Below are 24,820 nucleotides of genomic sequence, written 5' to 3' on the forward strand. Positions count from 1 at the left end.
GGGGCAGCAATCCGCTGCCCCGGTTTTAGAGGGGCTTCGGATGAAATATCAATTTGCTGACGATTTCTGGTGGGGGAGCGCCACCTCGGCTCCGCAGTCGGAAGGAGCAGCCGCGCGGGATGGCAAAAGCCAAAATATCTTCGATTACTGGTATGAGATTGCACCAGAACGCTTTCATCATCAGGTTGGCCCATCCGAAACCTCCACCTTTTATGATAATTTCCAGCAGGATATCCAGCTGTTAAAGGCCCTTGGGCACAATAGCTTTAGAACCTCGATCTCCTGGTCGCGCTTGATCCCGCAAGGGGATGGCGAAGTGAACCCGAAGGCGGTCGCTTTCTATAATGCACTGATCGATAGCCTGCTGGCTCAGGGCATTACGCCATTTATCAACCTTTACCATTTCGATATGCCGCTGTGCATGCAGCAACAGGGTGGCTGGGAAAGCCGGGCGGTGGTTGATGCCTATGCGCGTTATGCCAAAACCTGTTTCAGCCTTTTCGGCGATAGGGTCAGCCATTGGTTCACCTTCAATGAGCCGATTGTCCCGGTCGAAGCCGGGTATCTGAACGACCTGCATTATCCTTGTGTGGTTGATTTCAAAAGGGCGATTGCAGTGGCTTACCACAGCGTTTTGGCTCATGCCAAGGCGGTGAGCGAGTTCAGGGCACTGGGGAGCCAGGGCTCCGTAGGCATTATTTTGAACCTGAGTCCGACCTATCCGCGTTCGGACAGCCAGGAAGACTTGGTTGCCGCCCATCATGCGGATCTGCTGTTGAACAAAAGTTTCCTCGATCCGGTGACCAAAGGGCGCTATCCGGACGATCTGGTGAATATACTGCGCGCCAATGACTTGTTGCCGCAGACCGCGCCGGAAGACGCGCAGCTGATTGCCGATGGGGTGGTGGATATTCTGGGCGTCAATTACTACCAACCGCGCCGGGTCAAAGCGAAGCCAGGCTATCGGGCCAGCGACCCGGTAACGATGCCGGAAGACTTGTTCAGCTATTACGAGATGCCGGGCCGCAAGATTAACCCGCACCGTGGCTGGGAAATCTATGAAAAAGGCCTGTATGACACCCTGATGGATCTCAAGGAAAACTACGGCAACATTCCCTGCTATATTTCAGAAAATGGCATGGGGGTAGAAGGCGAAGAGGCTTTCATCGGTGCCAGTGGGCGGGTAGAGGACGATTATCGAATCGACTTCATTCGCGACCATCTGAAATGGTTGCATCAGGCGTTGTCCGAGGGTTCCAACTGCAAGGGCTACCATCTGTGGACCTTTATTGACTGCTGGTCCTGGCTGAATGCCTACAAAAATCGCTACGGGTTGGTTCGGCTGGAGCGGGACAGCCAGCAACGCACGATCAAAAAGAGCGGCTATTGGTTTGCCGAGACGGCCAGGCAAAACGGTTTTGATTAATGGGAGCGTGCGCAGTGTCTGACAACCTGGTTTCGCTGAATGCGAACGACGTTAAGCTGATTCGGGAGCAGGATTTTTTTAACTGCAAAGATTTCCATCTGTTTATCTATAACAAAGTGGAGAGCGCCACCGGGCTGCATCAGCATGATTATTACGAATTCACCATCGTCCTGAGCGGCAAATGCTACCAGGAGATTAACGGCAAGCGGGTGCTGCTGGAGCGGGGGGATTTTGTGTTTATCCCCATTGGCTCGCATCACCAGAGCTTCTATGAGTTCGGCGCTGCGAAGATCTTTAACGTGGCGGTCGGCAAGGTTTTCTTTGAAGAAAACTACCTGCAGCAGCTGCCTCGCTGTTTTGTCGCTTCTCAGGCCTATAGCCTGAAGAATGAGTTCCTGGCTTATATCGAGTCGGTGGTCAGTTCGCCACAGTTCCGTGAGGATGATTTTGCCGAATTTCTGGAAACGCTGACTTTTTATATCATCAGTCGCATTCGTCATTATAAGGAAGAGAGCGGCGAGGGGGATGATATTCCCCAGTGGCTGAAGAACACCCTGGCCGGCATGCATGATAAAGCGATGTTTGGTGAAAAGGCGTTGCTCAATATGGTTGAGCTGTCGGGGAAAACGCAGGAATACCTGACCCGGGCAATGCGACGTTATTACCATAAAACACCGATGCAGGTGATTAATGAAATCCGTATTAATTTCGCTAAAACCCAGCTTGAGGTTACCAACTACTCGGTCTCGGATATCGCCTTTGATTCGGGCTATGGCGACGTGAGCCTGTTTATTAAAAACTTTAAAAGACTCACTGAAGTGACGCCGGGTAATTACCGAAAAAAGTTCTACGGCCCTATTTAGGGCCGATCCCGATAAGCATCAACGCCGATATTCCGAATGCCTTTCAGGCCGCCAATAGCCTGATGAGATAAATTTCTTTGCTTAAGCGAAGGGGAATTGCCGTACCTGACGGACGGTATTCCCTTGCCAAAAATTTGTTAAATGGATGCCAAAATGGAAAAGTTACTGATAGTGAATGCTGACGATTTTGGTCTGAGCAAGGGCCAAAACTATGGCGTTATCGAGGCATATCACTACGGGGTTGTCTCTTCAACCACTGCCATGGTCAATAGCGCGGATGTGCACCATGCTGCCAGGCTCAGCCAGCTTTATTCCGGGCTGCAGATTGGCCTGCACTTTGTGCTGACCCACGGGAAACCCCTGACTGCCATGCCGTCGCTGGTCAACGAAGGTGGGGAATTGGGCAAGTGGTTATGGGAAAGGGCTGGGGCCGAGTTGTTGGATCTGGATGAGATCCACGACGAGTTGGTGAGTCAATATGACAAATTCGTGGCGGTGTTCGGCAAGGCGCCGACGCATATCGACAGCCATCATCATGTGCATATGTTGCCGCAGATTTATCCGCTGGTAGAGGCTTTTGCCCAGTCCAAATCCCTGCCGCTGCGCATAGGACGCGAGGAGGTGGAACGGCAAGGCATTCCACTGCGCTATGGCCGCAGCACCGAATGGTTTGATGCGGGCTTTTATGGTGAGGAAATATCCGAGGCACTGTTCTTGCAAGTGCTCGAGCGTACTGACCAGCGCGGTGCCCAATCGGTGGAGATGATGTGCCATCCGGCGTTTTTGGACAGGACCATTTTAGAGAGCAAATATTGCTATCCACGGCTTGCCGAAGTAGACGTTTTGACCTCGCCGGGCATCAAAAACGCCATCGCAGAGCGCGGCTACCGTCTGGGCTCCTTCCTCGACCTGTAGCCTGCCCGAGCCTCTGGGGTTGCCTGCTTAGAGCATCGAGTGGGCTTTCTTCAGCCCGGTATCCTCATCAGGATCGGCACCCTGCGGGATGGGCTCATCGGCTTCTTCTTCCGAAATTTCACTGGTCTGTGGCTCTACCGGATCAGGTGCCGCTTCCGGTGGCGGCATGGTGTCATGGATGATCTGCTCATCGAAGGTTGGGTTCAGCGCCGGAGACAGTGGGGAACTGGTCAGGCTATCCGGCAGGGGAATATGCGGCAGTGGTGCATCCTGCGCAAACTGCGACTCGTCCTGTTTCACCGTCCGACTGAAGCCCACCAGCAACACGCCGCAAAGCGAGAAGAAGGCATACAGAATATTACCGCCCAGAGGTTCAATCAGTGAACCGACCGCCAATGGGCCGATACTGGCCCCGACGCCGAAGGCCATCAGCAAACAGGCCGCCAGGGATACGCGCCGCTCCGGTTCGATCAAATCGTTCGCCAGGGCGACGACCAGCGGATACAGCGTGAACTGCAACATGCTGACGATAAAGCCCACTACCAGCAACACCGGAAAATCAATGTGCGGCAGCAGCGCCAGCGGCAGGGAAGCTACGATCAATAAAATGGCGTTGATACGCATCAGCAGCGTACGGTTGTAACGGTCTGACAGCCAACTGAGCGGGAACTGCGCCACCAGCCCGGCGAAGATAGCTATCGCCATAAACAGGCCGGTTTGCTGGGTGGTTAGCGATTGCAGACTTGCGTACACCGGTGCCAAACCATAGAAGGAGCCCACCACCATGCCGATCACCAGCGTGGTTGCCAACACTTTGGGAATGGCGCCGATAAAATAGCGCAACTCCATAGGGGCCGGTGACATATGGCGTGCATTGGTGCGGGTGGTGAGGGCGATAGGCACCAGGCAGAGTGCAAAGCACAGGGCAATTACCAGCAGAGTAGTGATGCCGAGATTGCTCTGCAGCATTAACACCACCTGACCCAATGACATGCCCAGATAAGTGGCTGCCATATAAAAGCCGAAAACCATACCGCGCTGATTGGATTCCGCCTGATCGTTCAGCCAGCTTTCCAGTACCATGAATTGACACATCATGCACATGCCGATAATCAGCCGCAGTACTACCCATATGGGAATGTATTCCGTCAGGCCATGCCCCAGCACCGCCGCGGTGATAATGCCGGCGCAGGAAACGTAGGCGCGGATATGGCCGACGCGAGCAATCAGAAAATGGCCGACCTTGCCGCCGATCACCAGGCCGATGTAGTTGGCGGCAATAATTGCCCCGATCAGCGCACCGGTCACGTGGATAGAGGTTAAACGCAGGGAGATGTAAGTGGTGAGCAACCCTGAACCCAGCAGCATCAGCAGGGTGGTGGTATACAACGGAAAGAAGACGCCTAACGTTTTTTTCACTCTATCATCCTAATCTTTATCCTGGTTTGCCCTGGGGCTGGCCTTGCTGACGGCAAAGACAACCCGGTGAGATCCCTCGTGCAAAACACCGCCCGTTAACCCGAGCGCTACATTCGATACTAGCAGTTTGGTTTGCTGCTTAACACCGCCTCGCCTGCTAAGCGCCGCGCATTTCTGTCATCGCGCCGTCAGGCAAGCTTGATAAATGCTACTATCGGGCGCATATACCTGATTCGCTAAGGAGAGGTTATGAGTGAAGATCAACTGCGTAAACTCAGTATTGCGGTGGGCGAAAAACTGAAGGCCAATGGCCAGTGGATCACCTGCGCGGAGTCCTGCACCGGTGGCGGCATTGCCAAAGCCATCACCGACATTGCCGGCAGTTCTGCCTATTTCGATCGTGGCTTTGTCACCTACAGCAATACGGCGAAACATGAGTTGCTGGGCGTGGCAGAAGCGACCCTGACGGCCCATGGCGCAGTGAGCGAAGAGGTGGTGCGCGAGATGGCTGTAGGAGCATTGCACGCGGCGCGGGCCAGTCTGGCGCTGTCGGTCAGCGGTATTGCCGGACCGGACGGCGGCAGTGCGGAAAAACCGGTGGGCACCGTTTGGTTTGGCTTTGCCGACGGCTCTGGGCGGGTACTGGCATACAGGAAGCAATTTTCCGGCGATCGCGATGCAGTGCGGCTTCAGGCGACGATTTTTGCGCTGCAAACCGCGCTTGATGATTTTTTGTAAAATTAGGCTTGATACTGTATGACCATACAGTATAATTAGTGACATTTCCTGCACAACATACAATCAGTGGCAGTGTGGGGTAACACCGACATTGCGTAACGAAGGAGCAAAAATGGCTATTGATGAGAACAAGCAAAAGGCGCTAGCTGCGGCACTGGGCCAGATTGAGAAACAGTTCGGCAAAGGCTCCATCATGCGTCTGGGTGAAGACCGTTCTATGGACGTAGAAACGATCTCTACCGGCTCACTGTCACTGGACATCGCACTGGGTGCGGGCGGCCTGCCAATGGGTCGTATCGTTGAAATTTATGGCCCGGAGTCTTCCGGTAAAACTACCCTGACGCTGCAGGTTATCGCTGCGGCACAGCGCGAAGGTAAAACCTGTGCGTTCATCGATGCCGAGCACGCGCTGGATCCGATTTATGCGAAAAAGCTGGGTGTTGATATCGACAACTTGCTGTGTTCGCAGCCGGACACCGGTGAGCAAGCGCTGGAAATCTGTGATGCCTTGACCCGCTCTGGCGCGGTCGATGTGATCATCGTTGACTCCGTAGCGGCGCTGACGCCAAAAGCGGAAATCGAAGGCGAAATCGGTGACTCACACATGGGCCTGGCGGCGCGTATGATGAGCCAGGCGATGCGTAAGCTGGCCGGTAACCTGAAAAACGCCAACACCCTGCTGATCTTCATCAACCAGATCCGTATGAAAATTGGTGTGATGTTCGGTAACCCTGAGACCACCACTGGTGGTAACGCACTGAAATTCTACGCTTCTGTTCGTCTGGATATCCGCCGTATCGGCGCGGTGAAAGAAGGCGATGAAGTGGTCGGCAGCGAAACCCGCGTAAAAGTGGTAAAAAACAAAATCGCTGCGCCGTTCAAACAGGCTGAGTTCCAAATCCTGTACGGTGAAGGTATCAACAGCCGTGGCGAACTGGTCGATTTGGGCGTTAAGCACAAGATGATCGAGAAAGCCGGCGCCTGGTACAGCTACAACGGCGATAAAATCGGTCAGGGTAAGGCAAACGCCTGTAACTTCCTGAAAGAAAACCCGGCGGTTGCTGCTGAGTTGGATAAAAGACTGCGTGAACTGCTGCTGCACAGCAACGGCGAACTGGTTGCTGCAACCAACGAAGGCTTCGATGACGAAGCTGAAACCAGCGAAGAGTTTTAATCGCTGCTGGCGTTCGTGAACACCGTTATAGGTTCACGGACGTCAACTAAATCAGGCTTGAAAAATGAATGACTTGCTAAGCCGCGCCATGCGCCTGCTGTCGCAACGCGATCATAGTGAAGCTGAACTGCGCCGCAAACTTGCGGCGCAGCCATTTATGGCGAAAGCCAGATTTGGCACCAAAACTCCCTCGTCCTCCGCTCCGCTCCCTGAAGAACCCGTCGATCCTGCCGTTATAGAACAGGTTATTGCCTATTGCTACCAGCATAACTGGCTGGACGATCAACGTTTTGCCCGCAGTTATATAGGCAGCCGCAGCCGTAAAGGCTATGGCGCGCAGCGCATTCGCTCCGAATTGATGCAAAAAGGTGTGGATAAAGAACTGACGCAGGCGGCGCTGGCGGAGTGCGAGATTGACTGGTGTGAGCAGGCCAAGCAGGTGGCTCAACGTAAATTTGGCGAATCATTGCCAACGGACTGGAAGGAGAAAGCCAAAGTGCAGCGTTATCTGCTCTATCGTGGCTTCTTTCAGGAAGAAATTCAGTCAATTTACCGTGATTTTGCGCAATGAACGCACACGGGGTTTTACTTCCCTCTGAAGAAAATTTATCTTATCCCCACTTTTTGTTCGTGAGTTAGATGCCATCGTCAGGATGTCGCGTATCTTGCTCACGTGTCGTTATTCTAGCCTTTCCGGGAAAATTATGAGCAAGAGCACCGCTGAGATCCGTCAAGCGTTTCTCGATTTCTTTCATAGTAAGGGCCATCAGGTTGTAGCGAGCAGCTCCCTGGTGCCTGACAATGATCCGACATTGCTGTTTACCAATGCCGGCATGAACCAATTTAAAGATGTTTTCCTGGGGCTGGACAAGCGTGCCTATTCCCGAGCCACCACCTCACAGCGTTGTGTGCGTGCGGGCGGTAAGCATAACGATCTGGAGAACGTCGGTTATACCGCACGTCACCACACCTTCTTTGAGATGCTGGGCAACTTCAGCTTCGGCGACTATTTCAAACACGATGCCATCAGCTACGCGTGGGAACTGTTGACCGGTGAAAACTGGTTTAACCTGCCGAAAGAAAGGCTATGGGTGACCGTCTATGAAACCGATGACGAAGCCTTCGACATCTGGCAGCAGCAGATTGGTGTGCCGGCAGAACGTATTATCCGCATTGGCGACAATAAAGGCGGCGCCTTTGCCTCTGACAACTTCTGGCAGATGGGCGATACCGGTCCATGCGGCCCGTGCACCGAGATTTTCTACGATCACGGCGATCATATCTGGGGTGGCCCGCCGGGCAGCCCGGAAGAAGACGGCGATCGCTACATTGAGATCTGGAACCTCGTTTTCATGCAGTTCAACCGTCAATCCGACGGTACTATGCTGCCGCTGCCAAAACCGTCGGTAGATACCGGTATGGGGCTGGAGCGTATTGCCGCAGTATTGCAGCACGTGAACTCCAACTATGAAATCGACCTGTTCAGCAAGCTGATTGCCGCCGTGGCCAAGGTAACCGGTGCCACAGATTTGGATAACAAATCCCTGCGCGTGATCGCCGACCACATTCGTTCTTGTGCCTTCCTGGTGTCGGACGGTGTGACGCCGTCCAACGAAGGTCGTGGTTATGTTCTGCGCCGCATCATCCGTCGCGCCGTTCGCCATGGCAACATGCTGGGCGCGAAAGACAGCTTCTTCTACAAGCTGGTTGCACCGCTGATCGAAGTGATGGGCCCGGCAGCCGACGAACTGAAGCGTCAGCAGTCACTGGTTGAGCAAGTGCTGAAAACCGAAGAAGATCAGTTTGCCCGCACTCTGGAACGTGGTTTGACGCTACTGGACGAAGAACTGGCCAACTTGCAGGGCGATACCCTGGATGGTGAAACTGCATTCCGTCTGTACGACACTTACGGTTTCCCGGTCGATCTGACGGCGGATGTGTGCCGTGAACGTGGTCTGAAAGTGGATGAAGCCGGTTTCGAGCAGGCCATGGAAGCACAGCGCCGCCGTGCGCGTGAGTCCAGCGGCTTCGGTGCAGACTACAACAGCATGATCCGAGTAGATGGCGCCAGCCAATTCAGCGGCTATGACCACGAGCAACAGCAGTCCACCGTGACCGCGCTGTTCCGTGATGGTCAACCGGTGAACGAGATCCATGCCGGTGAAGAAGCCGTGGTGGTACTGGACGAGACCCCGTTCTACGGTGAGTCCGGTGGCCAGGTTGGCGATAAGGGCGTGCTGAAAGCCGCCAACGCTGATTTTGAAGTGAGCGACACCCAGAAATACGGTCAGGCTATTGGCCATCAGGGCAAGCTGTCTCATGGCTCGCTGAAGGTGAACGACCGCGTTGACGCGCAGATCGACACCGTTCGCCGTAACCGCATTCGTCTGAACCACTCCGCAACCCACCTGCTGCACGCTGCACTGCGTCAGACGCTGGGTGAGCATGTGGCGCAGAAAGGCTCGTTGGTTAACGATAAATACCTGCGTTTCGACTTCTCGCATTTTGAAGCGATGAAGCCGGAGCAAATTCGCACCGTGGAAGACTTGGTGAACCAACAAATTCGTCGTAACCTGCCGGTGCAAACCGAGGTCATGGCGTTGGATGATGCCAAAGAGAAGGGCGCTATGGCGCTATTCGGTGAGAAGTATGACGACAACGTCCGCGTACTGACCATGGGCGACTTCTCGACGGAGCTGTGTGGCGGCACCCATGCCAGCCGTACCGGCGATATCGGCCTGTTCCGCATTCTGAGTGAGTCTGGTACCGCCGCGGGTATCCGCCGTATTGAAGCGGTTACCGGTGACGGCGCGATTGCCACCTTGCATCAGCAAAACGATCTGTTACAGGACGTTGCTCATCTGGTTAAGGGTGACAGCAATAACCTGACGGACAAAGTGCGTGCGGTGCTCGATCGTACCCGCGCATTGGAAAAAGAGCTGCAGCAGTTGAAAGACCAGCAGGCGGCGCAAGAAAGCGCTTCATTGTCCAGCAAGGCGAAAATGGTTAACGGCGTACAGCTGTTGGTCAGCCAACTGGATAATGTTGAGGCCAAAATGCTGCGTACTATGGTTGATGACCTTAAAAATCAACTGGGTTCGGCGATTATCGTGCTGGCCACCACGGCGGATGATAAGGTGAGCCTGATTGCCGGCGTGACCAAAGATCTGACCGACCGGGTAAAAGCCGGCGAGCTGATCGGTAACGTAGCGCAGCAGGTTGGCGGTAAAGGGGGCGGACGCCCTGATATGGCGCAGGCCGGGGGGACAGATGTCAGCGCCCTGCCAGCGGCATTAGACAGCGTAGAAGCCTGGGTGGCCTCGAAACTGTGAATATAAATAAATAGCACTTACAAACGCCATAACTCATTACTGATTATGGCGTTTTTAACCTGTGCTAACACAATTTGGTTACAATTACGGGAACAAAGTTTTTCAGGTCGGCTAAACTTATCATTATCTGAGGTGAGACCAAGTCTGCTTACACTTATTGTGGATTACATGACTTACGTTTTCGCAGCATATGATGGATAATGACGGGGAAACTGAGAGACCCGACTCTTTTAATCTTTCAAGGAGCAAAGAATGTTAATTCTGACTCGTCGAGTTGGTGAAACCCTCATGATTGGCGATGAGGTCACTGTCACAGTGTTAGGGGTCAAGGGCAACCAGGTTCGTATTGGTGTGAATGCCCCCAAAGAGGTGTCAGTTCACCGCGAAGAAATCTATCAGCGCATTCAGGCAGAGAAGTCTCAACCGACGACTTACTGATTTCGATGCAGCGTCTCGTTGCTCAGCGAGACGCTACTGAGCTTTTTTATGCCCCCCACAGACCATCCTCTGACTTACCCTGTTAATTCTTCCTGCAACTCCTCCCACTTTGTTTGCTGATCCACTGTTATTGTCTGTTGATAAAACAATCTTTTTGACGTGAAATCGCCCATGTTGAGTGTGAATTGTGCAAACGCACATGAGATGGGAAAAATTGTTTGACTTAAAAGTCGGAGAAAGTAATATGTGCGCCACGCAGTGCCGATGAGCTTCTCCAAAGCAAGTTAGGCACAATTCGCAAGAAGCGTATGGTGAGGTGGCCGAGAGGCTGAAGGCGCTCCCCTGCTAAGGGAGTATGCGGTCAAAAGCTGCATCCGGGGTTCGAATCCCCGCCTCACCGCCATTTGCATCCATAGCTCAGCTGGATAGAGTACTCGGCTACGAACCGAGCGGTCGGAGGTTCGAATCCTCCTGGATGCACCATATTTTGCAGTATGGTGGGGTAGTAACAACGTACCATACGGTATCAAAAAAGAATTCCTGTGCATCCATAGCTCAGCTGGATAGAGTACTCGGCTACGAACCGAGCGGTCGGAGGTTCGAATCCTCCTGGATGCACCATTCTTTCTGTCAAACTTGTTCCTTCAAGCAGACAAACCAAAAATAGTAATGCATCCATAGCTCAGCTGGATAGAGTACTCGGCTACGAACCGAGCGGTCGGAGGTTCGAATCCTCCTGGATGCACCATCTAAGAAAAACCCGCCAAGGCGGGTTTTTCGCTTTCTGGCATTCGGCGATACGCTGCTGTAATTCCATCATCTTTCCTCTTGTGCACAGCACATTCCGCTATTACGCGATCAGCGACAACCTTCCGGCTTTACGCTAAAGTAGTTTTCTTTCCTCAACGATCATGGAGTAACGATGTACGACCGCTATCAGGGTCTTATTTTCGACATGGACGGCACCATTCTCGATACCGAGCCGACGCACCGAAAGGCGTGGCGTGAAGTGTTGTCCCGTTACGGTATGACGTTTGATGAGCCCGCGGTGATGGCGTTGAGCGGTTCTCCGACCTGGCGCATTGCCCAGGCGATCATTGCCAGTCATCAGGCCGATCTTGATCCCCACCAGCTGGCTGCAGAGAAAACCCGTTCTGTTGAGGCGATGCTGCTGGACAGCGTACAGCCCTTGCCGTTGATCGAGGTAGTGAAAGCCTACCATGGTCGCCGCCCGATGGCGGTAGGTACCGGTAGCGAGCATCGTATGGCGGAAACCTTGCTGCGCCATCTGGGTCTGTTTCATTGCTTCGATGCGATCGTGGGTGCCGATGATGTGCAGCGTCACAAGCCGGAACCAGACACTTTCCTGCGCTGTGCTGAACTGATTGGCGTACCGCCGGAGAAATGCGTGGTGTTTGAAGACGCAGATTTCGGCATTCAGGCGGCGAAAAGCGCGAATATGGCCGTGGTAGACGTTCGTACGCTGTGAGTAGTACGCTGGCCGTGATGTCGTTATTCGGCGGCAGCTTTCTCAGTGCGACGTTGCTGCCGGGAAATTCAGAGATTATTTTGGTTGCCTTGCTGACCAACAGCCGTGTCTCACCGGAGTTATTGGTGCTGGCCGCGACGTTGGGCAATACGCTCGGTGGGCTGACCAATGTCATTATCGGGCGCCTGTTACCGGCGTTGAAACCACAGCGAGGGCTGGATACAGCGCTTGGGTGGATGCAACGCTTCGGCCCGGCTGCGCTGTTGCTCAGTTGGGTACCGGTAGTGGGCGATTTATTGTGCGTGTTGGCAGGCTGGCTGCGCATGCCCTGGGGCCCTGTTACGCTATTTCTGTGTATCGGAAAGGCGCTGCGTTACATCATTTTGACTATGATAACGCTACAGGGAATGGCCTGGTGGCATTAACGACGTGAATATAACTCAATATTCTCTCGGGTGCAGATTCAGTATGCTTACGAGTTCTTGTTTTTAGAAGCGGGAGGTCAATTTGATCCCGGACGTATCCCAGGCGCTTTCTTGGTTGGAAGCCCATCCCCATGCATTAAAAGGCATTCGTCGCGGTATTGAGCGTGAAACGTTGCGCGTCACCGAAGACGGAAAGCTGGCAACAACCGGACATCCGGAAAAATTGGGGGCGGCATTAACGCACCACTGGATAACCACGGATTTTGCCGAGGCGCTGTTAGAGTTTATTACGCCGGTTGACGACAACCTCGATCACCTGCTGACGTTCTTGCGTGATATTCATCGTCACGTAGCGCGTAACCTGGGTGAAGAGCGCATGTGGCCACTCAGCATGCCGTGCTTTATTGAGGCCGAGCAGGACATTGAACTGGCGCAGTTCGGTTCGTCGAATATTGGCCGCATGAAGACGTTATACCGTGAAGGGTTGAAGAACCGTTACGGCGCGCTGATGCAGACCATTTCCGGCGTGCACTACAACTTTTCCCTGCCGCTGGAGTTCTGGCAGGCATGGGCCGGCGTTAAAGATGCCGAAAGCGGTAAGGAACAGATTTCAGCCGGCTATTTCCGTCTGATCCGCAACTATTACCGTTTTGGTTGGGTGATCCCGTATCTGTTTGGCGCATCGCCGGCAATTTGTTCCTCGTTCCTGAAAGGGCGCGAAACTTCATTGCCGTTTGAGCGTACCGAGCAAGGGATGTGTTATCTGCCGTATGCCACTTCGCTACGGTTGAGTGACCTGGGTTACACCAATAAATCACAAAGCAATCTGGGCATTACCTTTAACGACCTGCAAAGCTATGTTGAAGGCCTGAAGCGGGCGATTGTTACGCCTTCGGAAGAGTTTGCCAAATTAGGTGTGAAAGATGGCGATCGTCATCTGCAGTTGAACAGTAACGTGCTGCAGATCGAAAACGAACTCTATGCGCCGATCCGGCCGAAGCGGGTGACAAAAAGCGGTGAGACACCATCAGATGCGCTGCTGCGCGGCGGTATCGAATACATCGAGGTTCGCTCGCTGGACATCAACCCGTTCTCGCCAATCGGCGTGGATGCGGTGCAGGCACGTTTCCTGGACCTGTTCCTGGTATGGTGTGTGTTGGCCGATGCGCCGGAGATGAGCAGTGATGAATTGCTCTGCACGCGCAAAAACTGGAACCGGGTGATCCTCGAAGGGCGTAAACCGGGCCAGACCATTGGCATCGGTTGTGATGACAGCCGTGAGCCGTTGGCAAAAGTAGGCAAAGCCTTGTTTGACGATTTGCGCCGCGTGGCAGAAGTGCTGGATAGTGAAGCGGGCGATCGCCAGTATCAGCAAGTGTGTGACGAACTGGTTGCAGCGTTTGACGATCCGGAACTGACGTTCTCGGCCCGCATCCTGAAAGCGATGAAGGAAGAGGGTACCGGTCGTGTGGGTCTGCAATTGGCTGAGCAATACCGTCAGATGCTGATTGAAGAGCCGTTGGAAATCCTGACTGAAGCCGAGCTGGCGAAGGAGCAGGAAGCCTCATGGCAGCGTCAACGCAACATAGAAGCCAGTGATACGCTAAGCTTTGAAGAGTTCCTGAAGCTACATGGCGGGAGCTGAAAAAGAAAAAGGCCACATCAATGTGGCCAAATATGCATCTCTGATGACAGGGATGATGATAACAAATGCGCGTCTTTCACATATTCAGACTCGCTGAGTTAGAAAAGGTTTCCTGGATAGATAAAAAAGTTTCGAAATAAATACTCTTTTACGAGGAGGTAACGAAATGCCACTGCTGGATAGCTTCACCGTAGACCATACCCGCATGGCAGCCCCGGCTGTCCGCGTTGCGAAAACCATGAAAACTCCTCATGGCGATACTATCACCGTATTCGATCTGCGCTTTTGCCGCCCGAATCTGGAAGTGATGCCTGAACGCGGCATCCATACGCTGGAACACCTGTTTGCCGGCTTTATGCGTGACCATCTGAATGGCCAGGGCGTTGAGATTATCGATATCTCCCCAATGGGATGCCGTACGGGCTTCTACATGAGCCTGATTGGCGTGCCGGAAGAGCAGCGTGTTGCCGATGCCTGGAAAGCCGCGATGGGCGACGTGTTGAAAGTGACCGATCAGCGCAAAATCCCTGAGCTGAATGAGTTCCAGTGCGGTACTTACCACATGCACTCACTGGAAGAAGCACAGGAAATTGCCAAGCACATTCTTGATCACGACGTGGTAGTGAACCACAACGAAGAGCTGGCGCTGCCGAAAGAGAAGCTGCAGGAACTGCATATCTAGTTCGACATCTGGCTACAGCGATAAAAAAAGACGCGATGTTCGCGTCTTTTTTCCTTTCTGGTGGGCGGTCAGTGTTGTTGAACACTCGATTGCAGCGATTTTATCGGCGTGACCCGCACCTGTTTGATCATGTTGTCCTGCACGTCAAGGATGTCGACGTCGTAATGGCCAACCCGGACCCGGGTGCCCACCTCCGGGATCTCTTCGAGCTCTTCCAGCAGCATGCCGTTAATGGTGCGTGCATCGGCGGCCGGCAGTGTCCAGTTGAATGCCTTGTTCAACTCGCGCACGTTGGCAGTACCGTCGATCAGGACTGAGCCGTCGCTTTGCGGATTGACCTCTTCCGCCAGCGTTGGTGACATGGAGGTGGTGAAATCACCGACGATTTCTTCCAGGATATCTTCGACCGTTACCAGCCCCTGAATATCACCGTATTCGTCCACCACGATGCTGACTTTTTCTTTATTGCGCTGGAACTTTACCAGTTGGACGTTGAGCGGCGTGCCTTCAGGCACGTAGTAAATCTCATCGGCGGCGCGCAGCAGGTTCTCTTTGTTGAACTCTTTCTTCTCGGTCATCAGGCGATAGGCTTCACGTACCCGCAGCATGCCGATGGCATCATCCAGTGAGCCGCGGTATAGCACGATGCGACCGTGCGGCGAGTGGGTGAGCTGGCGCATGATCGACTTCCAGTCGTCGTTGACATCGATACCGACGATTTCGTTGCGGGGCACCATGATGTCGTCGACCGTCACCTTCTCCAAATCCAGCACGGAAATCAACATGTCCTGATTGCGGCGAGAAATCTGTGAGTGGGATTCATTAACGATGGTGCGCAACTCGTCCTTGCTGACGGCATCGCTGACCCGCACATTGGTGTGGATACCGAACAGGCGCAAGACCAGCGTGGTGATGCCATTAAGCAGCCACACCAGCGGAAACATCACCTTCTGCAGCGGTGCCAGTAAGACGCTGCTGGGAAAGGCGATGCGCTCCGGATATAACGCGGCGAAGGTTTTCGGCAGCACTTCGGCGAACAACAGCACGGCAAAGGTCAGGATACCGGTGGCGATAGCGACGCCTAAATCGCCATACAGGCGCATACCGACAATGGTTGCCAGCGCTGAGGCGAGAATGTTGACCAGATTATTGCCGATCAGCACCAGGCCGATCAGACGATCCGGTTTTTGCAGAAGCTTCTCGACCCGGCGAGCAGAGCGGTTGCCCTGCTTGGAGAGATGACGGAGACGATAGCGGTTTAGCGTCATCATGCCGGTTTCGGATGCTGAGAAGTAAGCGGAAACCACGATCATAACCACCAGGATAATGATCAGGGTCCCTGTCGAAACGTGCTCCAACGCGGTATTCCTTATGTATGGAGAAAGATAGCCAGAGGGCTTAGCGAACCATCACTTGCTGGATCAGACGGCTGCCGAAATAGGCCAGGGTTAGCAGAAAGGCGCCGGCAAAGCTGAACCAAACGACGCGGCGACCACGCCAGCCTTCATGGTAATGGCCCCACAGCAAAACGATATAGACAAACCATGCCATGATCGACAGGACGGCCTTGTGCACGTTTTCTTTGCTGAACAGGTTATCCATATAGAGCAGGCCGGTGCACAGTGTGAGCGTCAGCAGCACGACCCCAATCTGGGTAATGTGGAACATCTTGCGTTCGATGCTCATCAGCGGTGGCATATCGGCGCTGAACGACAGCTTTTTGTTTTTCAGCAGATAGTCCAGCCAGGCCAGTTGCAGCGCATACAGCGCGGCAATAATCAGCGTGGCGTAGGAAAACAGTGCCAGGCCAATGTGCACCATCAATTCCGGGCTGGCTTCCAGATGGGTAATAAATTCACCTGGCATAAAGCTGGCGAAGGCCAGATTGATCATCGCGAAGCTATAAACAATCGGCAGCAGGAACCAGCCGCGGTCGCGTGAGGCGACGAAGGTCATGACCGAACAGATGATCAGGCTGACTATCGAGCCGATGTTCAACAAGCTGAGATTTTGTCCGGCGCTGACGTCAAAAATACGCTGCTGCAGTGCGATGGCGTGGCAAACCAGTGCCACCACCGCCGAGACGAGAGCAAGCCGACGGTATGCGCTGTTCTTCCGCAACAAGCTGGGAATAATCAGTCCAAGGCTGAGCAGGTAGGCGATCAAAGCCACAATGGAGAAAACTGGCATAGCGTTTAATTTTGCTTCGGCGTGGTGAATGGGATTGTCAGTATAGCGTTGAGCGCGTCCCACTCCAACCGATCTCCAACGCTGAGGCAGAGATCCTTAACGCTTCGTGTTATAATCGCCGCAATTATGTCGCCAGAGCGGCCTGTCATTACACGTTGAGCAAGAGACGATGTTTGAAAATTTAACCGATCGTTTGTCGCGCACCCTGCGCAATATCAGCGGCCGTGGGCGGCTGACCGAAGAAAATATCAAGGAAACCCTGCGTGAAGTGCGCATGGCATTGCTGGAAGCGGACGTTGCGCTGCCGGTGGTGCGGGACTTTATCAATCGCGTAAAAGAAAGCGCGGTCGGTCATGAAGTCAACAAAAGCCTCACGCCGGGGCAAGAGTTTGTAAAAATCGTCAAGAGCGAGCTGATTGCCGCAATGGGCGAAGTGAACACCGAACTGAACCTGGCAGCACAACCGCCGGCAGTGGTGTTGATGGCGGGCCTGCAGGGCGCCGGTAAAACCACCAGCGTCGCCAAGCTCGGCAAATTCCTGAAAGAAAAACAGAAGAAAAAAGTGTTGGTGGTTTCCGCTGACGTTTATCGCCCAGCGGCGATCAAACAGTTGGAAACGCTGGCGGAAAGTGTCGGCATCGACTTCTTCCCGTCCGATGTTAAAGACAAGCCAATCGACATCGTTAACCGTGCACTGCAACAGGCCAAGCTGAAATTCTACGATGTTCTGATCGTCGATACCGCCGGCCGTTTGCACGTTGATGAAGCGATGATGGACGAGATCAAACAGGTGCACGCGGCGATTAAGCCGGTGGAAACCCTGTTTGTGGTCGACGCCATGACCGGCCAGGATGCGGCCAACACTGCCAAGGCCTTTAACGAAGCGCTGCCGCTGACTGGCGTGGTGCTGACCAAGGTCGATGGTGACGCGCGCGGCGGTGCTGCGCTGTCCATCCGTCACATTACCGGCAAGCCGATTAAATTCCTCGGCGTGGGTGAGAAAACCGAAGCGCTGGAGCCATTCCATCCGGACCGCGTGGCATCGCGTATTCTCGGCATGGGCGACGTGCTGTCGCTGATCGAAGATATCGAAAGCAAAGTTGACCGCGAGCAGGCGGAAAAACTGGCTAACAAGCTGAAGAAGGGCGACGGTTTCGATCTGACCGACTTCCTGGAGCAGCTCAAGCAGATGCGTAACATGGGCGGTATGGCCAGCATGCTGAGCAAACTGCCCGGTGCCGGCCAACTGCCGGACAATGTGAAATCGCAGATGGACGACAAGGTTTTGGTGCGCATGGAGGCGATGATCAACTCGATGACGCTGAAAGAGCGCGCCAAACCTGAAATCATCAAAGGTTCGCGCAAGCGTCGTATTGCGGTGGGCTCCGGCATGCAGGTGCAGGATGTTAACCGCTTGTTAAAGCAGTTCGACGACATGCAACGCATGATGAAAAAGATGAAGAAAGGCGGAATGGCGAAGATGATGCGCGGCATGAAAGGTATGATGCCGCCGGGCTTCCCAGGCCGCTGATAGCCGCTTGCCCTCTGGGGTGAGCGCGTTTAAGCATTTGCCGTTCGCGGTGAAAACCGCCCGAAATATTACTGGCGATAAAAAGTAGTTGACGACGATCTACGCTTTCGATTGCTTTTTGCGCCAAAATGAGTAAAATTTTCGGGCTTTTTATATTGCAACCGGGCCCCGTTCCCTCAATGGGGCCCGGCTGTTTTATTAACTAAAGAGGATGTTATGGTAACAATTCGTTTGGCACGTGGCGGCGCAAAAAAGCGTCCGTTCTATCAAGTAGTAGTGACCGACAGCCGCAATGCTCGTGATGGTCGTTTCATCGAGCGCGTAGGCTTCTTCAACCCGATCGCATCTGGTCAGGCTGAAGCACTGCGTCTGGACCTGGACCGCATCGAACATTGGGTCGGCCTGGGTGCAACTGTTTCTGATCGCGTTCACGCGCTGATCAAAGACGCTAAGAAAGCAGCTTAATCTGTCGCGGTGGTGGCAATGAGCAAGCAACTCAAACCGGTAGCACCGATCGCGCCGATTGTACTCGGTAAAATGGGGTCTACTTACGGCATCCGTGGTTGGCTCAGAGTATTTTCATCCACCGAGAACGCCGAAAGCATTTTTGACTATCAGCCGTGGTTTATCCAGCAGGCGGGTCAATGGCAGCTTGTCGAGTTGGAAGACTGGAAGCGCCACAGTCAGGACCTGATCATCAAAGTCAAAGGCGTTGACGATCGGGATGCTGCGAATCTACTGACCAATCGCGAGATCTTGGTAGATTCAAAACAACTTCCTCCGCTGGAGGGTGATGATTATTACTGGAAAGACCTTATGGGCTGCCAGGTCGTCACCACCACCGGCTACGAACTGGGTAAAGTCATCGATATGATGGAAACCGGTTCGAACGATGTGATGGTTGTGAAAGCTAACCTGAAAGATGCGTTCGGCATGAAGGAGCGGTTGGTCCCGTTTCTTCATGGGCAGGTTATCAAGAAAGTCGATCTCACTGCTCGCGTGATTGAAGCAGATTGGGATCCTGGTTTTTGACCTCCGAATTAAACGGTCGAAACAAGTGGAATGACAGTATGGGGATTGGCTTGTGTTCATTGGTATTGTAAGCCTGTTTCCTGAGATGTTCCGCGCGATCACCGATTACGGGGTGACTGGCCGGGCAGTAAAAAATGGCCTGCTGAGCGTGCAGTGTTGGAGTCCACGTGACTTCACCTACGACCGGCATCGTACCGTGGACGATCGCCCTTATGGTGGCGGCCCGGGAATGTTGATGATGGTGCAACCCTTGCGGGAAGCCATTCATGCAGCAAAAGCAGCGGCAGGCGAGGGAGCAAAGGTGATTTATCTGTCACCTCAGGGGCGCAAGCTGGATCAAACCGGCGTGTGCGAACTGGCGGCCAACCCGAAGATGATTCTGGTGTGCGGTCGTTATGAAGGGGTAGACGAGCGCGTAATCCAAACCGAAATTGATGAAGAATGGTCAATCGGCGATTACGTCCTCAGCGGCGGGGAACTGCCGGCAATGACCCTGATTGATTCAGTCGCCCGCTTTATACCGGGTGTGCTGGGCCATCAGGCTTCAGCAGAAGAAGATTCTTTTGCCGATGGATTGCTGGACTGCCCGCACTATACCCGTCCTGAGGTGTTGGAAGGGATGGAGGTTCCGCCAGTTTTACTGTCGGGCAACCATGCCGAGATACGTCGCTGGCGCTTAAAGCAGTCGCTGGGCCGTACCTGGCTTAGAAGACCTGAACTTCTGGAAAGCCTAGCTCTGACTGACGAGCAAGCGGTGTTGCTGGCTGAGTTCCAACGGGAACTTCAGACCAAGCAGCAGGACTATGAAGGGAACGTCTGAGCAATTGGCTCGACGGGACCGATATATCAGTTTACCTAGGGTAAGAGACATATTATGAGCAACATTATTAAGCAAATTGAACAAGAGCAGATGAAGCAAGACGTACCTGCATTCCGTCCGGGTGATTCCGTGGAAGTTAAGGTATGGGTCGTTGAAGGTAGCAAAAAACGTCTGCAGGCATTCGAGGGCGTGGTTATCGCTATCCGTAACCGCGGTCTGCACTCTGCATTCACTGTTCGTAAGATTTCCAACGGCGAAGGTGTTGAGCGTGTATTCCAGACTCACTCACCAGTAATTGACAGCATTGCTGTTAAACGTCGTGGTGCCGTTCGTAAAGCCAAACTGTACTATCTGCGTGAGCGTACTGGTAAGTCTGCTCGTATCAAAGAGCGTCTGAACCGCGTCGGCTAACGCTGCATCCAAAAGTTAATAACTATGAAGGGGTTGGCAATATGCCGACCCCTTTTTTTATGCTTAAAATCTGTTGGTTGCATTTGCAAGATTTAGTTTCGTAAAAGTAAGTTTCCGCAGATATAAAAAAGCCTGCGGTGGCAGGCTCTTTGCGTTACAGTGCGGCGGCGCGCGGTTTGGCTTTTTCCGGGTGCGGCTGAGCCGGAATAATATCGCCAGGCTTCACAATCACTCGCGCAACGGACTCATGCGTGGCGAAGGTGCAGCTACAGTTAATGTTCTGGCATTGGTGATAGCGCTCTTTGGTCGCTTCACTCAGGTAACGGCTGGAGCGAGTATGGGCCACGCTACCGCAAAGTGGACAGTGCATCATAGTTGAATCCCTCTTTCGACTGCATCAAGTTATATGACTTATAATAGCCCAATGACTTGCAAAAGCAAGATTAAAACTCAAATGAAAATCAAGATTCGATAATAGCGAATTCAACCCGTTGAGTCAGCACATCAAGAGCGATTTCTGTGACATAGCCACTGCCGTTTAATGTGTGAACCACCTTATTGATTATCCAGCTTTGCTGGTCGATGGCCTCTTTGAATCCGCGTACCTGAATAGGCATCTCTGGATAAAGTTCGGGTCGGCCCATTGCCAGATTGATAGAAAACTGCACGCTTCCTTGCTGGATGCGTTCCCAGGTTGCCTTGGCTGCCCGTATGGCGCTCTCTTTGTTGGCATAGGCCCTGGGCAGGGTGAAAACGTTATTGCTGTCACCCTCAAGATAGCTGGGACTCTCTGTGCCGTTGGCTGCGCCATTTTGCCGTTGGACCGTCAACTGTTGCGGTTGGGCGTTCTCGGTATCCTGCCATTTGGCGCGAACGCCGGTGTAATTTCCGCGATCGGCCAGGTTAAAATGGTGCCGGTCGCCGTCGTTACGCTGCAGGATAAGCGGTGCTATGGGTTTGCCTGAAACTGTTTGCCCTGAGCCAGGGATGAGAAACAGCAGACGCTCATCCTTGATGGCTGCCACCGCGCCATTCATGGCGGCTAACCGGGTCATAAATGCGGCATCTGTTTCTTGAGCCTGGTCTATGTGGGATATCTTTATTTCGGCCAGTCCCGCCGCCAGCGTGTTGCCCATGCGGTTGCGATTCGCTATCTCATTGACGATTTCCCCCAGGGTTTTGTCATGGTAGGAACGATCGCGAGCGGTATTCATCGAACCTCTAAAGTCGACGCTGCGGGCGCGTAGGGTGAGTTTGTCCGGCGCACCCTGATGCTCGACTTCATCAATGGTGAACTTGCCCTTATTGACTAACCCCTGCCCCTTCCAGCCCAGCTTCAGGGTAATTACCTGATTACGCGCCGGCATCACCACCTGGCCATCGGCATCGTCAAGCTCAAGAACCAGTTGGTCGGCAGTAAAACCCCGATTATCAGTCAGGGTCAGGGATAGCAACCGGTGCCTGAAGGTTTCCGTCACGTCCTGCTGTTGCAGAAATAGGGCATAGTCCGGGGCGACTTGCGCCCCTATAGGTAATGGCGTTTGGGTGATCACGACAGCAACCCCCCAATGCGTTGGACGCCTTGCCCTGCCTTGTCCGCCAAATCCAGCGCCTGCTGGCGCAGATCGCCAAACATACTGATCAGTGACTCATCAACGCGCATCAGGTTGATGGTGAACTCAATCTGCCGGGCGCTGCCGTTAGAGAAAAGCTGGGTTTTGGTTTCAGCGATGCTCTCAATGACATACATGCCATAAATAGTGCCGCTGCCTTCAATTAGCGGCCAGGCTCGTCCCTGAGAAGCCATCAGTTGCAACGTCATCAACGACAGTGCTCCGCCGGTGACTTCCGGCATCAGCACCCCTGTCAGGGTGATTTTTTCGCTGTCGGCACCCAAAAACTGCGCGGAAGGGCGCTGGCCGATGCGTGCGTTGGTTGGCCAACGGAAACTGCTGCTGCGCTGCATGCTCTGGTAGGGCACGGTTTTCAGCATAAAAACAAACATGCCGAGGGTAAGCATCATGGTTTTTTCTCCTCAATTAACTCATTCGGCTGCGAGCATCTGCGGCCTGACGTCGCGTCAGCAACTCAAATTGCCGCGCGACTTCACGACCGATATCTTGCTCACTCTGGCCGGGGCTGGAGGTAACATTGATAGTGACTGACGGGATTTGGATCTGCGTTGTGGGTGAAACCGGTGTCGGTGAGGCCGCCATCACCGGGGCACTGAGCGACAGCAATGCCGCCGACATCGCTGCCGTACGGCGACGACTGGTCACCTGTACCGGACCACCGATCAGTTCCGGGCCGTTTTCACCCACAAGGCCAAATTGCCCGGCAGGAATATTCCCACCGGAATCAAACTTGCCGGCGAACGAGAATCTATCTTCGTCATCTTGATTTTCGGTATGGCCTGCATCGCTGCTTTTATTGCCAAATGACATCCAGTCGGGGAGCATGTCAGTCAGCGACATGAATTTTTTTATCCAGCTATCAATGGTGTCCGTAATGTACTTCTCCATTGCCTTGCATCCAGCAGAGATGCTCTCCCACAGATTGCTAAAGAATGGTGCCAGCTTGTCCCAGTTTTCGATCACCGCAAAAGCCGCAATGGCAATCAAGCCGACAATGGCCAGCAATGGGTTGGCCATTGCCATGCGCCCCAGCCAAATCATGGCCTGCCCGGCTTTGAGGATTGCACCATTAATGATGGTGAACCCCTGGAGTACCTGAGTGGCGACCAGGCTGACGCCGCTAAGCCCACCAAGCAATAACGTGAGTCCGCCGGCGACTTGCAACAAGGTGCTGGCCAATGCGGGGTTACTGGTCACCCAGGAGTTCAGTTGCACCAACCATTGCGTCGCCGTTTGGGTCAACTCCCGCAGGGCTGCGCTTTGGCCGGAAAACAAATTGATCCGCAGGCTGTCCCAGGAGGCAAACAACTTTTGGATGTCCCCATCCAAATTGTCGCCTTTGACGGTGACCAAATGCTGCGCGGCACCGCCAACCTGGTTGGCCTGCAGTTTTTCTGTGCCTGCGGGGGCAATTCTTTGCGCCGCAGTGAACAGGTCGGTCCCTGAGCCTGCTTTGCTTTTTAAGGCTGCACCGACGGATTGTACTGACATACCATATTGGCTGCTGGCTAGTGCCAGCACATCGGCAATCCGATCGAACTGGTCGGCGGGCAGATTAAAAGCGTTCTGCACCGAGGTCATCGCCTCGACAGTCTCATTGACGCCGCTGTCTGTGGCATTCGACAGCCTGAGCGCGGCAGGTGATGCCCCCATGATTTCATTGGCACCCAACCCTTTTTTAGCCAGTGCCGTTTGTGCCTGGATTGTTTTATCCGGTGAGGTGCCAGATTGGCCCATACTGCGTGCCTGCTGACTCAGTGCGGCAAGTTGCGGATCGGATTTATCCAGCTTTAGTTGCGCCTGCAATTGAGAAAGCTGTTTTTCGAAATTAACACCTGGAGCCAGCAGCCTGGCTCCGCCGATGGCGGCCGTTTTGGCGATGGTGAAGCCCGCGGCACTAGCGTTGTTTATTTTGCTGAGGTTTTCACGGCGAGTCTGATTGGCGGCATGTGCGGCGCTGAATCTCTGGCCGGTCATCACCTGCCGTTGGTTTTTCATCGAGACAATAGCGGCATTGGCATTGATTTTTTTGTCGCGAAGCTGTCGTTGCTCGTTGCTGAGTGACTTAAGATTAATACCTTGCCTGGTCAGGCTATCGCGCTGGTTGCGATCGATGGTTTTGAGCAGTCCGTGCTTTTTCTCCAAAGCGCTAATGGTTTCCGCCACCAGCGCAACTTCGTTATTCATCTGTTGGGAATGTTGACCCGGCGAGCTACCTTTTGCCAACGTTTCAAGCACGGAATATTTTTTCCGCGATTCTGTTAATAATTTATTGGTTCTAACCAGTTCCTGATTATTTTTCCTGAATGAATCGATGCCATTTTCCTGCTGATGCAGGATTTTCAGGTTTTTCTCCGCACGTCGAATATCATTGCCCAGCATGTTGTATAGACTTTTATTACCAAGGGGTTGACGCAACTGCTTCATCAGAGCGTTGGTCTGTTTTTCGATCGCTTCGAGCCCTTTAATTATCTCGTTTTGCGACTCCAGTTCCTGCCCGCTGCTACTCATCTGTTTTTACTCCACTACGTTGAAGGGCCTTATAGCGCCAGTCCATCAGCTCGGTCAGCGTCATGCCGTTCATCTCCGAGGGCGGCCAGTGAAAAATCACTGCGATGTCCGCCATCAGATCGTCCACGGTCAGAACGGGGTCGAT

General features: G+C 53.5%; 25 protein-coding genes and 4 tRNA genes. 21 read left to right on the forward strand and 8 right to left on the reverse strand.

What is annotated here, in order from left to right:
• Window positions 1–40 precede the first annotated feature (40 nt).
• The 3 genes from E5C26_RS04105 to chbG all read left to right on the forward strand — a co-directional run bounded on the left by E5C26_RS04105 (window position 41) and on the right by chbG (window position 3,204).
• On the forward strand, window positions 41–1,426 hold the full coding sequence (locus tag E5C26_RS04105) for a glycoside hydrolase family 1 protein (RefSeq protein WP_135315177.1): 1,386 nt from the start codon (window positions 41–43) through the stop codon (window positions 1,424–1,426).
• Complete coding sequence (chbR, locus tag E5C26_RS04110) at window positions 1,426–2,289, forward strand: transcriptional regulator ChbR (protein WP_135315178.1); 864 nt, start codon at window positions 1,426–1,428, stop codon at window positions 2,287–2,289. Before E5C26_RS04105 ends, chbR begins: the two co-directional genes overlap by 1 nt.
• Before the next feature lie 153 nt (window positions 2,290–2,442).
• Window positions 2,443–3,204, forward strand: a complete 762-nt coding sequence (gene chbG, locus E5C26_RS04115) for a chitin disaccharide deacetylase (RefSeq protein WP_135315179.1) — start codon at window positions 2,443–2,445, stop codon at window positions 3,202–3,204.
• Window positions 3,205–3,231: 27 nt separating this feature from the next.
• Here chbG and E5C26_RS04120 read toward each other — a convergent pair whose 3' ends face one another.
• Complete coding sequence (locus tag E5C26_RS04120; RefSeq protein ID WP_135315180.1) at window positions 3,232–4,623, reverse strand: MFS transporter; 1,392 nt, start codon at window positions 4,621–4,623, stop codon at window positions 3,232–3,234.
• Between the two features lie 249 nt (window positions 4,624–4,872).
• Here E5C26_RS04120 and pncC point away from each other — a divergent pair, with 249 nt between their 5' ends.
• The 13 genes from pncC to luxS all read left to right on the forward strand — a co-directional run bounded on the left by pncC (window position 4,873) and on the right by luxS (window position 14,546).
• Window positions 4,873–5,361, forward strand: coding sequence for a nicotinamide-nucleotide amidase (gene pncC, locus E5C26_RS04125; RefSeq protein WP_135315181.1), 489 nt, complete (start codon window positions 4,873–4,875; stop codon window positions 5,359–5,361).
• A 112-nt stretch (window positions 5,362–5,473) separates the two neighbouring features.
• Complete coding sequence (gene recA / locus E5C26_RS04130) at window positions 5,474–6,535, forward strand: recombinase RecA (protein WP_135315182.1); 1,062 nt, start codon at window positions 5,474–5,476, stop codon at window positions 6,533–6,535.
• 64 nt (window positions 6,536–6,599) lie between these two features.
• Entirely contained in the window at window positions 6,600–7,106 is a 507-nt protein-coding gene (recX, locus tag E5C26_RS04135; RefSeq protein WP_135315183.1) for a recombination regulator RecX, read from the forward strand.
• 133 nt (window positions 7,107–7,239) lie between these two features.
• On the forward strand, window positions 7,240–9,867 hold the full coding sequence (alaS, locus tag E5C26_RS04140; RefSeq protein WP_135315184.1) for an alanine--tRNA ligase: 2,628 nt from the start codon (window positions 7,240–7,242) through the stop codon (window positions 9,865–9,867).
• 252 nt (window positions 9,868–10,119) lie between these two features.
• Entirely contained in the window at window positions 10,120–10,305 is a 186-nt protein-coding gene (gene csrA / locus E5C26_RS04145) for a carbon storage regulator CsrA (protein WP_002209449.1), read from the forward strand.
• Between the two features lie 310 nt (window positions 10,306–10,615).
• A tRNA-Ser gene (locus E5C26_RS04150) sits at window positions 10,616–10,708 on the forward strand.
• Window positions 10,709–10,711: 3 nt separating this feature from the next.
• Window positions 10,712–10,788: transfer RNA gene (locus E5C26_RS04155), tRNA-Arg, on the forward strand.
• 61 nt (window positions 10,789–10,849) lie between these two features.
• Window positions 10,850–10,926: transfer RNA gene (locus tag E5C26_RS04160), tRNA-Arg, on the forward strand.
• 50 nt (window positions 10,927–10,976) lie between these two features.
• Window positions 10,977–11,053: transfer RNA gene (locus E5C26_RS04165), tRNA-Arg, on the forward strand.
• Between the two features lie 174 nt (window positions 11,054–11,227).
• Window positions 11,228–11,794, forward strand: coding sequence for a fructose-1-phosphate/6-phosphogluconate phosphatase (gene yqaB / locus E5C26_RS04170; RefSeq protein ID WP_135315185.1), 567 nt, complete (start codon window positions 11,228–11,230; stop codon window positions 11,792–11,794).
• A complete protein-coding gene (locus tag E5C26_RS04175) occupies window positions 11,791–12,219 on the forward strand; it encodes a YqaA family protein (protein ID WP_135315186.1) in 429 nt (142 codons plus the stop codon). Before yqaB ends, E5C26_RS04175 begins: the two co-directional genes overlap by 4 nt.
• Window positions 12,220–12,301: 82 nt before the next feature.
• Window positions 12,302–13,864 (forward strand): glutamate--cysteine ligase, encoded by a 1,563-nt coding sequence (gene gshA, locus E5C26_RS04180; protein WP_135315187.1) that lies wholly within the window; start codon window positions 12,302–12,304, stop codon window positions 13,862–13,864.
• A 166-nt stretch (window positions 13,865–14,030) separates the two neighbouring features.
• Window positions 14,031–14,546 carry an S-ribosylhomocysteine lyase gene (gene luxS / locus E5C26_RS04185; RefSeq protein WP_037424812.1) on the forward strand — a complete coding sequence of 172 codons (516 nt, stop codon included), beginning with the start codon at window positions 14,031–14,033 and terminating at the stop codon, window positions 14,544–14,546.
• Window positions 14,547–14,614: 68 nt separating this feature from the next.
• On the opposite strand, the gene E5C26_RS04190 is transcribed toward luxS, so the two are convergent.
• Together E5C26_RS04190 and E5C26_RS04195 are read right to left on the reverse strand one after the other, a co-directional pair.
• Window positions 14,615–15,904: an HlyC/CorC family transporter gene (locus tag E5C26_RS04190; protein WP_167796608.1), complete on the reverse strand. Its 1,290-nt coding sequence runs from the start codon at window positions 15,902–15,904 to the stop codon at window positions 14,615–14,617.
• Window positions 15,905–15,944: 40 nt separating this feature from the next.
• Window positions 15,945–16,736, reverse strand: a complete 792-nt coding sequence (locus E5C26_RS04195; protein WP_017891659.1) for a cytochrome C assembly family protein — start codon at window positions 16,734–16,736, stop codon at window positions 15,945–15,947.
• Between the two features lie 169 nt (window positions 16,737–16,905).
• On the opposite strand from E5C26_RS04195, the gene ffh reads away from it, so the two are divergent.
• From ffh to rplS, 5 genes are all read left to right on the forward strand, one after another.
• Window positions 16,906–18,267 (forward strand): signal recognition particle protein, encoded by a 1,362-nt coding sequence (ffh, locus tag E5C26_RS04200; protein ID WP_135315188.1) that lies wholly within the window; start codon window positions 16,906–16,908, stop codon window positions 18,265–18,267.
• A gap of 216 nt (window positions 18,268–18,483) precedes the next feature.
• Window positions 18,484–18,732: a 30S ribosomal protein S16 gene (gene rpsP, locus E5C26_RS04205; RefSeq protein WP_004932501.1), complete on the forward strand. Its 249-nt coding sequence runs from the start codon at window positions 18,484–18,486 to the stop codon at window positions 18,730–18,732.
• 18 nt (window positions 18,733–18,750) lie between these two features.
• On the forward strand, window positions 18,751–19,299 hold the full coding sequence (gene rimM, locus E5C26_RS04210) for a ribosome maturation factor RimM (RefSeq protein ID WP_037424830.1): 549 nt from the start codon (window positions 18,751–18,753) through the stop codon (window positions 19,297–19,299).
• A gap of 52 nt (window positions 19,300–19,351) precedes the next feature.
• The gene (trmD, locus tag E5C26_RS04215) at window positions 19,352–20,119 is read left to right on the forward strand and encodes a tRNA (guanosine(37)-N1)-methyltransferase TrmD (protein ID WP_135315189.1); all 768 of its coding nucleotides are present in this window, start codon (window positions 19,352–19,354) and stop codon (window positions 20,117–20,119) included.
• Between the two features lie 54 nt (window positions 20,120–20,173).
• Entirely contained in the window at window positions 20,174–20,530 is a 357-nt protein-coding gene (gene rplS / locus E5C26_RS04220) for a 50S ribosomal protein L19 (RefSeq protein ID WP_012005300.1), read from the forward strand.
• A gap of 154 nt (window positions 20,531–20,684) precedes the next feature.
• Here the strand turns inward: rplS and E5C26_RS04225 are convergent, their stop codons facing one another.
• The 5 genes from E5C26_RS04225 to E5C26_RS04245 all read right to left on the reverse strand — a co-directional run bounded on the left by E5C26_RS04225 (window position 20,685) and on the right by E5C26_RS04245 (window position 24,802).
• Window positions 20,685–20,903: an ogr/Delta-like zinc finger family protein gene (locus E5C26_RS04225; RefSeq protein ID WP_017891661.1), complete on the reverse strand. Its 219-nt coding sequence runs from the start codon at window positions 20,901–20,903 to the stop codon at window positions 20,685–20,687.
• Between the two features lie 88 nt (window positions 20,904–20,991).
• Entirely contained in the window at window positions 20,992–22,083 is a 1,092-nt protein-coding gene (locus E5C26_RS04230; RefSeq protein ID WP_135315190.1) for a phage late control D family protein, read from the reverse strand.
• On the reverse strand, window positions 22,080–22,553 hold the full coding sequence (locus E5C26_RS04235) for a phage tail protein (RefSeq protein WP_135315191.1): 474 nt from the start codon (window positions 22,551–22,553) through the stop codon (window positions 22,080–22,082). The genes E5C26_RS04230 and E5C26_RS04235 overlap by 4 nt, the downstream gene beginning before the upstream one ends.
• Window positions 22,554–22,569: 16 nt before the next feature.
• Complete coding sequence (locus E5C26_RS04240) at window positions 22,570–24,675, reverse strand: phage tail tape measure protein (protein ID WP_135315192.1); 2,106 nt, start codon at window positions 24,673–24,675, stop codon at window positions 22,570–22,572.
• Window positions 24,668–24,802, reverse strand: coding sequence for a GpE family phage tail protein (locus E5C26_RS04245; protein ID WP_099062810.1), 135 nt, complete (start codon window positions 24,800–24,802; stop codon window positions 24,668–24,670). The genes E5C26_RS04240 and E5C26_RS04245 overlap by 8 nt, the downstream gene beginning before the upstream one ends.
• Window positions 24,803–24,820 lie beyond the last annotated feature (18 nt).

It is taken from the genome of Serratia proteamaculans, from assembly GCF_004684015.1.
In the GTDB taxonomy this organism is placed as follows: Bacteria; Pseudomonadota; Gammaproteobacteria; order Enterobacterales; family Enterobacteriaceae; genus Serratia; species Serratia proteamaculans_F.

Excerpts from the sequence above, each read along its gene's own strand:
- E5C26_RS04105 (WP_135315177.1), top strand. The coding sequence starts at position 41 with ATGAAATATCAATTTGCTGACGATTTCTGGTGGGGGAGCGCCACCTCG.
- chbR (WP_135315178.1), top strand. The coding sequence starts at position 1,426 with ATGGGAGCGTGCGCAGTGTCTGACAACCTGGTTTCGCTGAATGCGAAC.
- chbG (WP_135315179.1), top strand. The coding sequence starts at position 2,443 with ATGGAAAAGTTACTGATAGTGAATGCTGACGATTTTGGTCTGAGCAAG.
- pncC (WP_135315181.1), top strand. The coding sequence starts at position 4,873 with ATGAGTGAAGATCAACTGCGTAAACTCAGTATTGCGGTGGGCGAAAAA.
- recA (WP_135315182.1), top strand. The coding sequence starts at position 5,474 with ATGGCTATTGATGAGAACAAGCAAAAGGCGCTAGCTGCGGCACTGGGC.
- recX (WP_135315183.1), top strand. The coding sequence starts at position 6,600 with ATGAATGACTTGCTAAGCCGCGCCATGCGCCTGCTGTCGCAACGCGAT.
- alaS (WP_135315184.1), top strand. The coding sequence starts at position 7,240 with ATGAGCAAGAGCACCGCTGAGATCCGTCAAGCGTTTCTCGATTTCTTT.
- csrA (WP_002209449.1), top strand. The coding sequence starts at position 10,120 with ATGTTAATTCTGACTCGTCGAGTTGGTGAAACCCTCATGATTGGCGAT.
- yqaB (WP_135315185.1), top strand. The coding sequence starts at position 11,228 with ATGTACGACCGCTATCAGGGTCTTATTTTCGACATGGACGGCACCATT.
- luxS (WP_037424812.1), top strand. The coding sequence starts at position 14,031 with ATGCCACTGCTGGATAGCTTCACCGTAGACCATACCCGCATGGCAGCC.
- E5C26_RS04195 (WP_017891659.1), bottom strand. The coding sequence starts at position 16,736 with ATGCCAGTTTTCTCCATTGTGGCTTTGATCGCCTACCTGCTCAGCCTT.
- ffh (WP_135315188.1), top strand. The coding sequence starts at position 16,906 with ATGTTTGAAAATTTAACCGATCGTTTGTCGCGCACCCTGCGCAATATC.
- rpsP (WP_004932501.1), top strand. The coding sequence starts at position 18,484 with ATGGTAACAATTCGTTTGGCACGTGGCGGCGCAAAAAAGCGTCCGTTC.
- rimM (WP_037424830.1), top strand. The coding sequence starts at position 18,751 with ATGAGCAAGCAACTCAAACCGGTAGCACCGATCGCGCCGATTGTACTC.
- rplS (WP_012005300.1), top strand. The coding sequence starts at position 20,174 with ATGAGCAACATTATTAAGCAAATTGAACAAGAGCAGATGAAGCAAGAC.
- E5C26_RS04225 (WP_017891661.1), bottom strand. The coding sequence starts at position 20,903 with ATGATGCACTGTCCACTTTGCGGTAGCGTGGCCCATACTCGCTCCAGC.
- E5C26_RS04235 (WP_135315191.1), bottom strand. The coding sequence starts at position 22,553 with ATGATGCTTACCCTCGGCATGTTTGTTTTTATGCTGAAAACCGTGCCC.
- E5C26_RS04240 (WP_135315192.1), bottom strand. The coding sequence starts at position 24,675 with ATGAGTAGCAGCGGGCAGGAACTGGAGTCGCAAAACGAGATAATTAAA.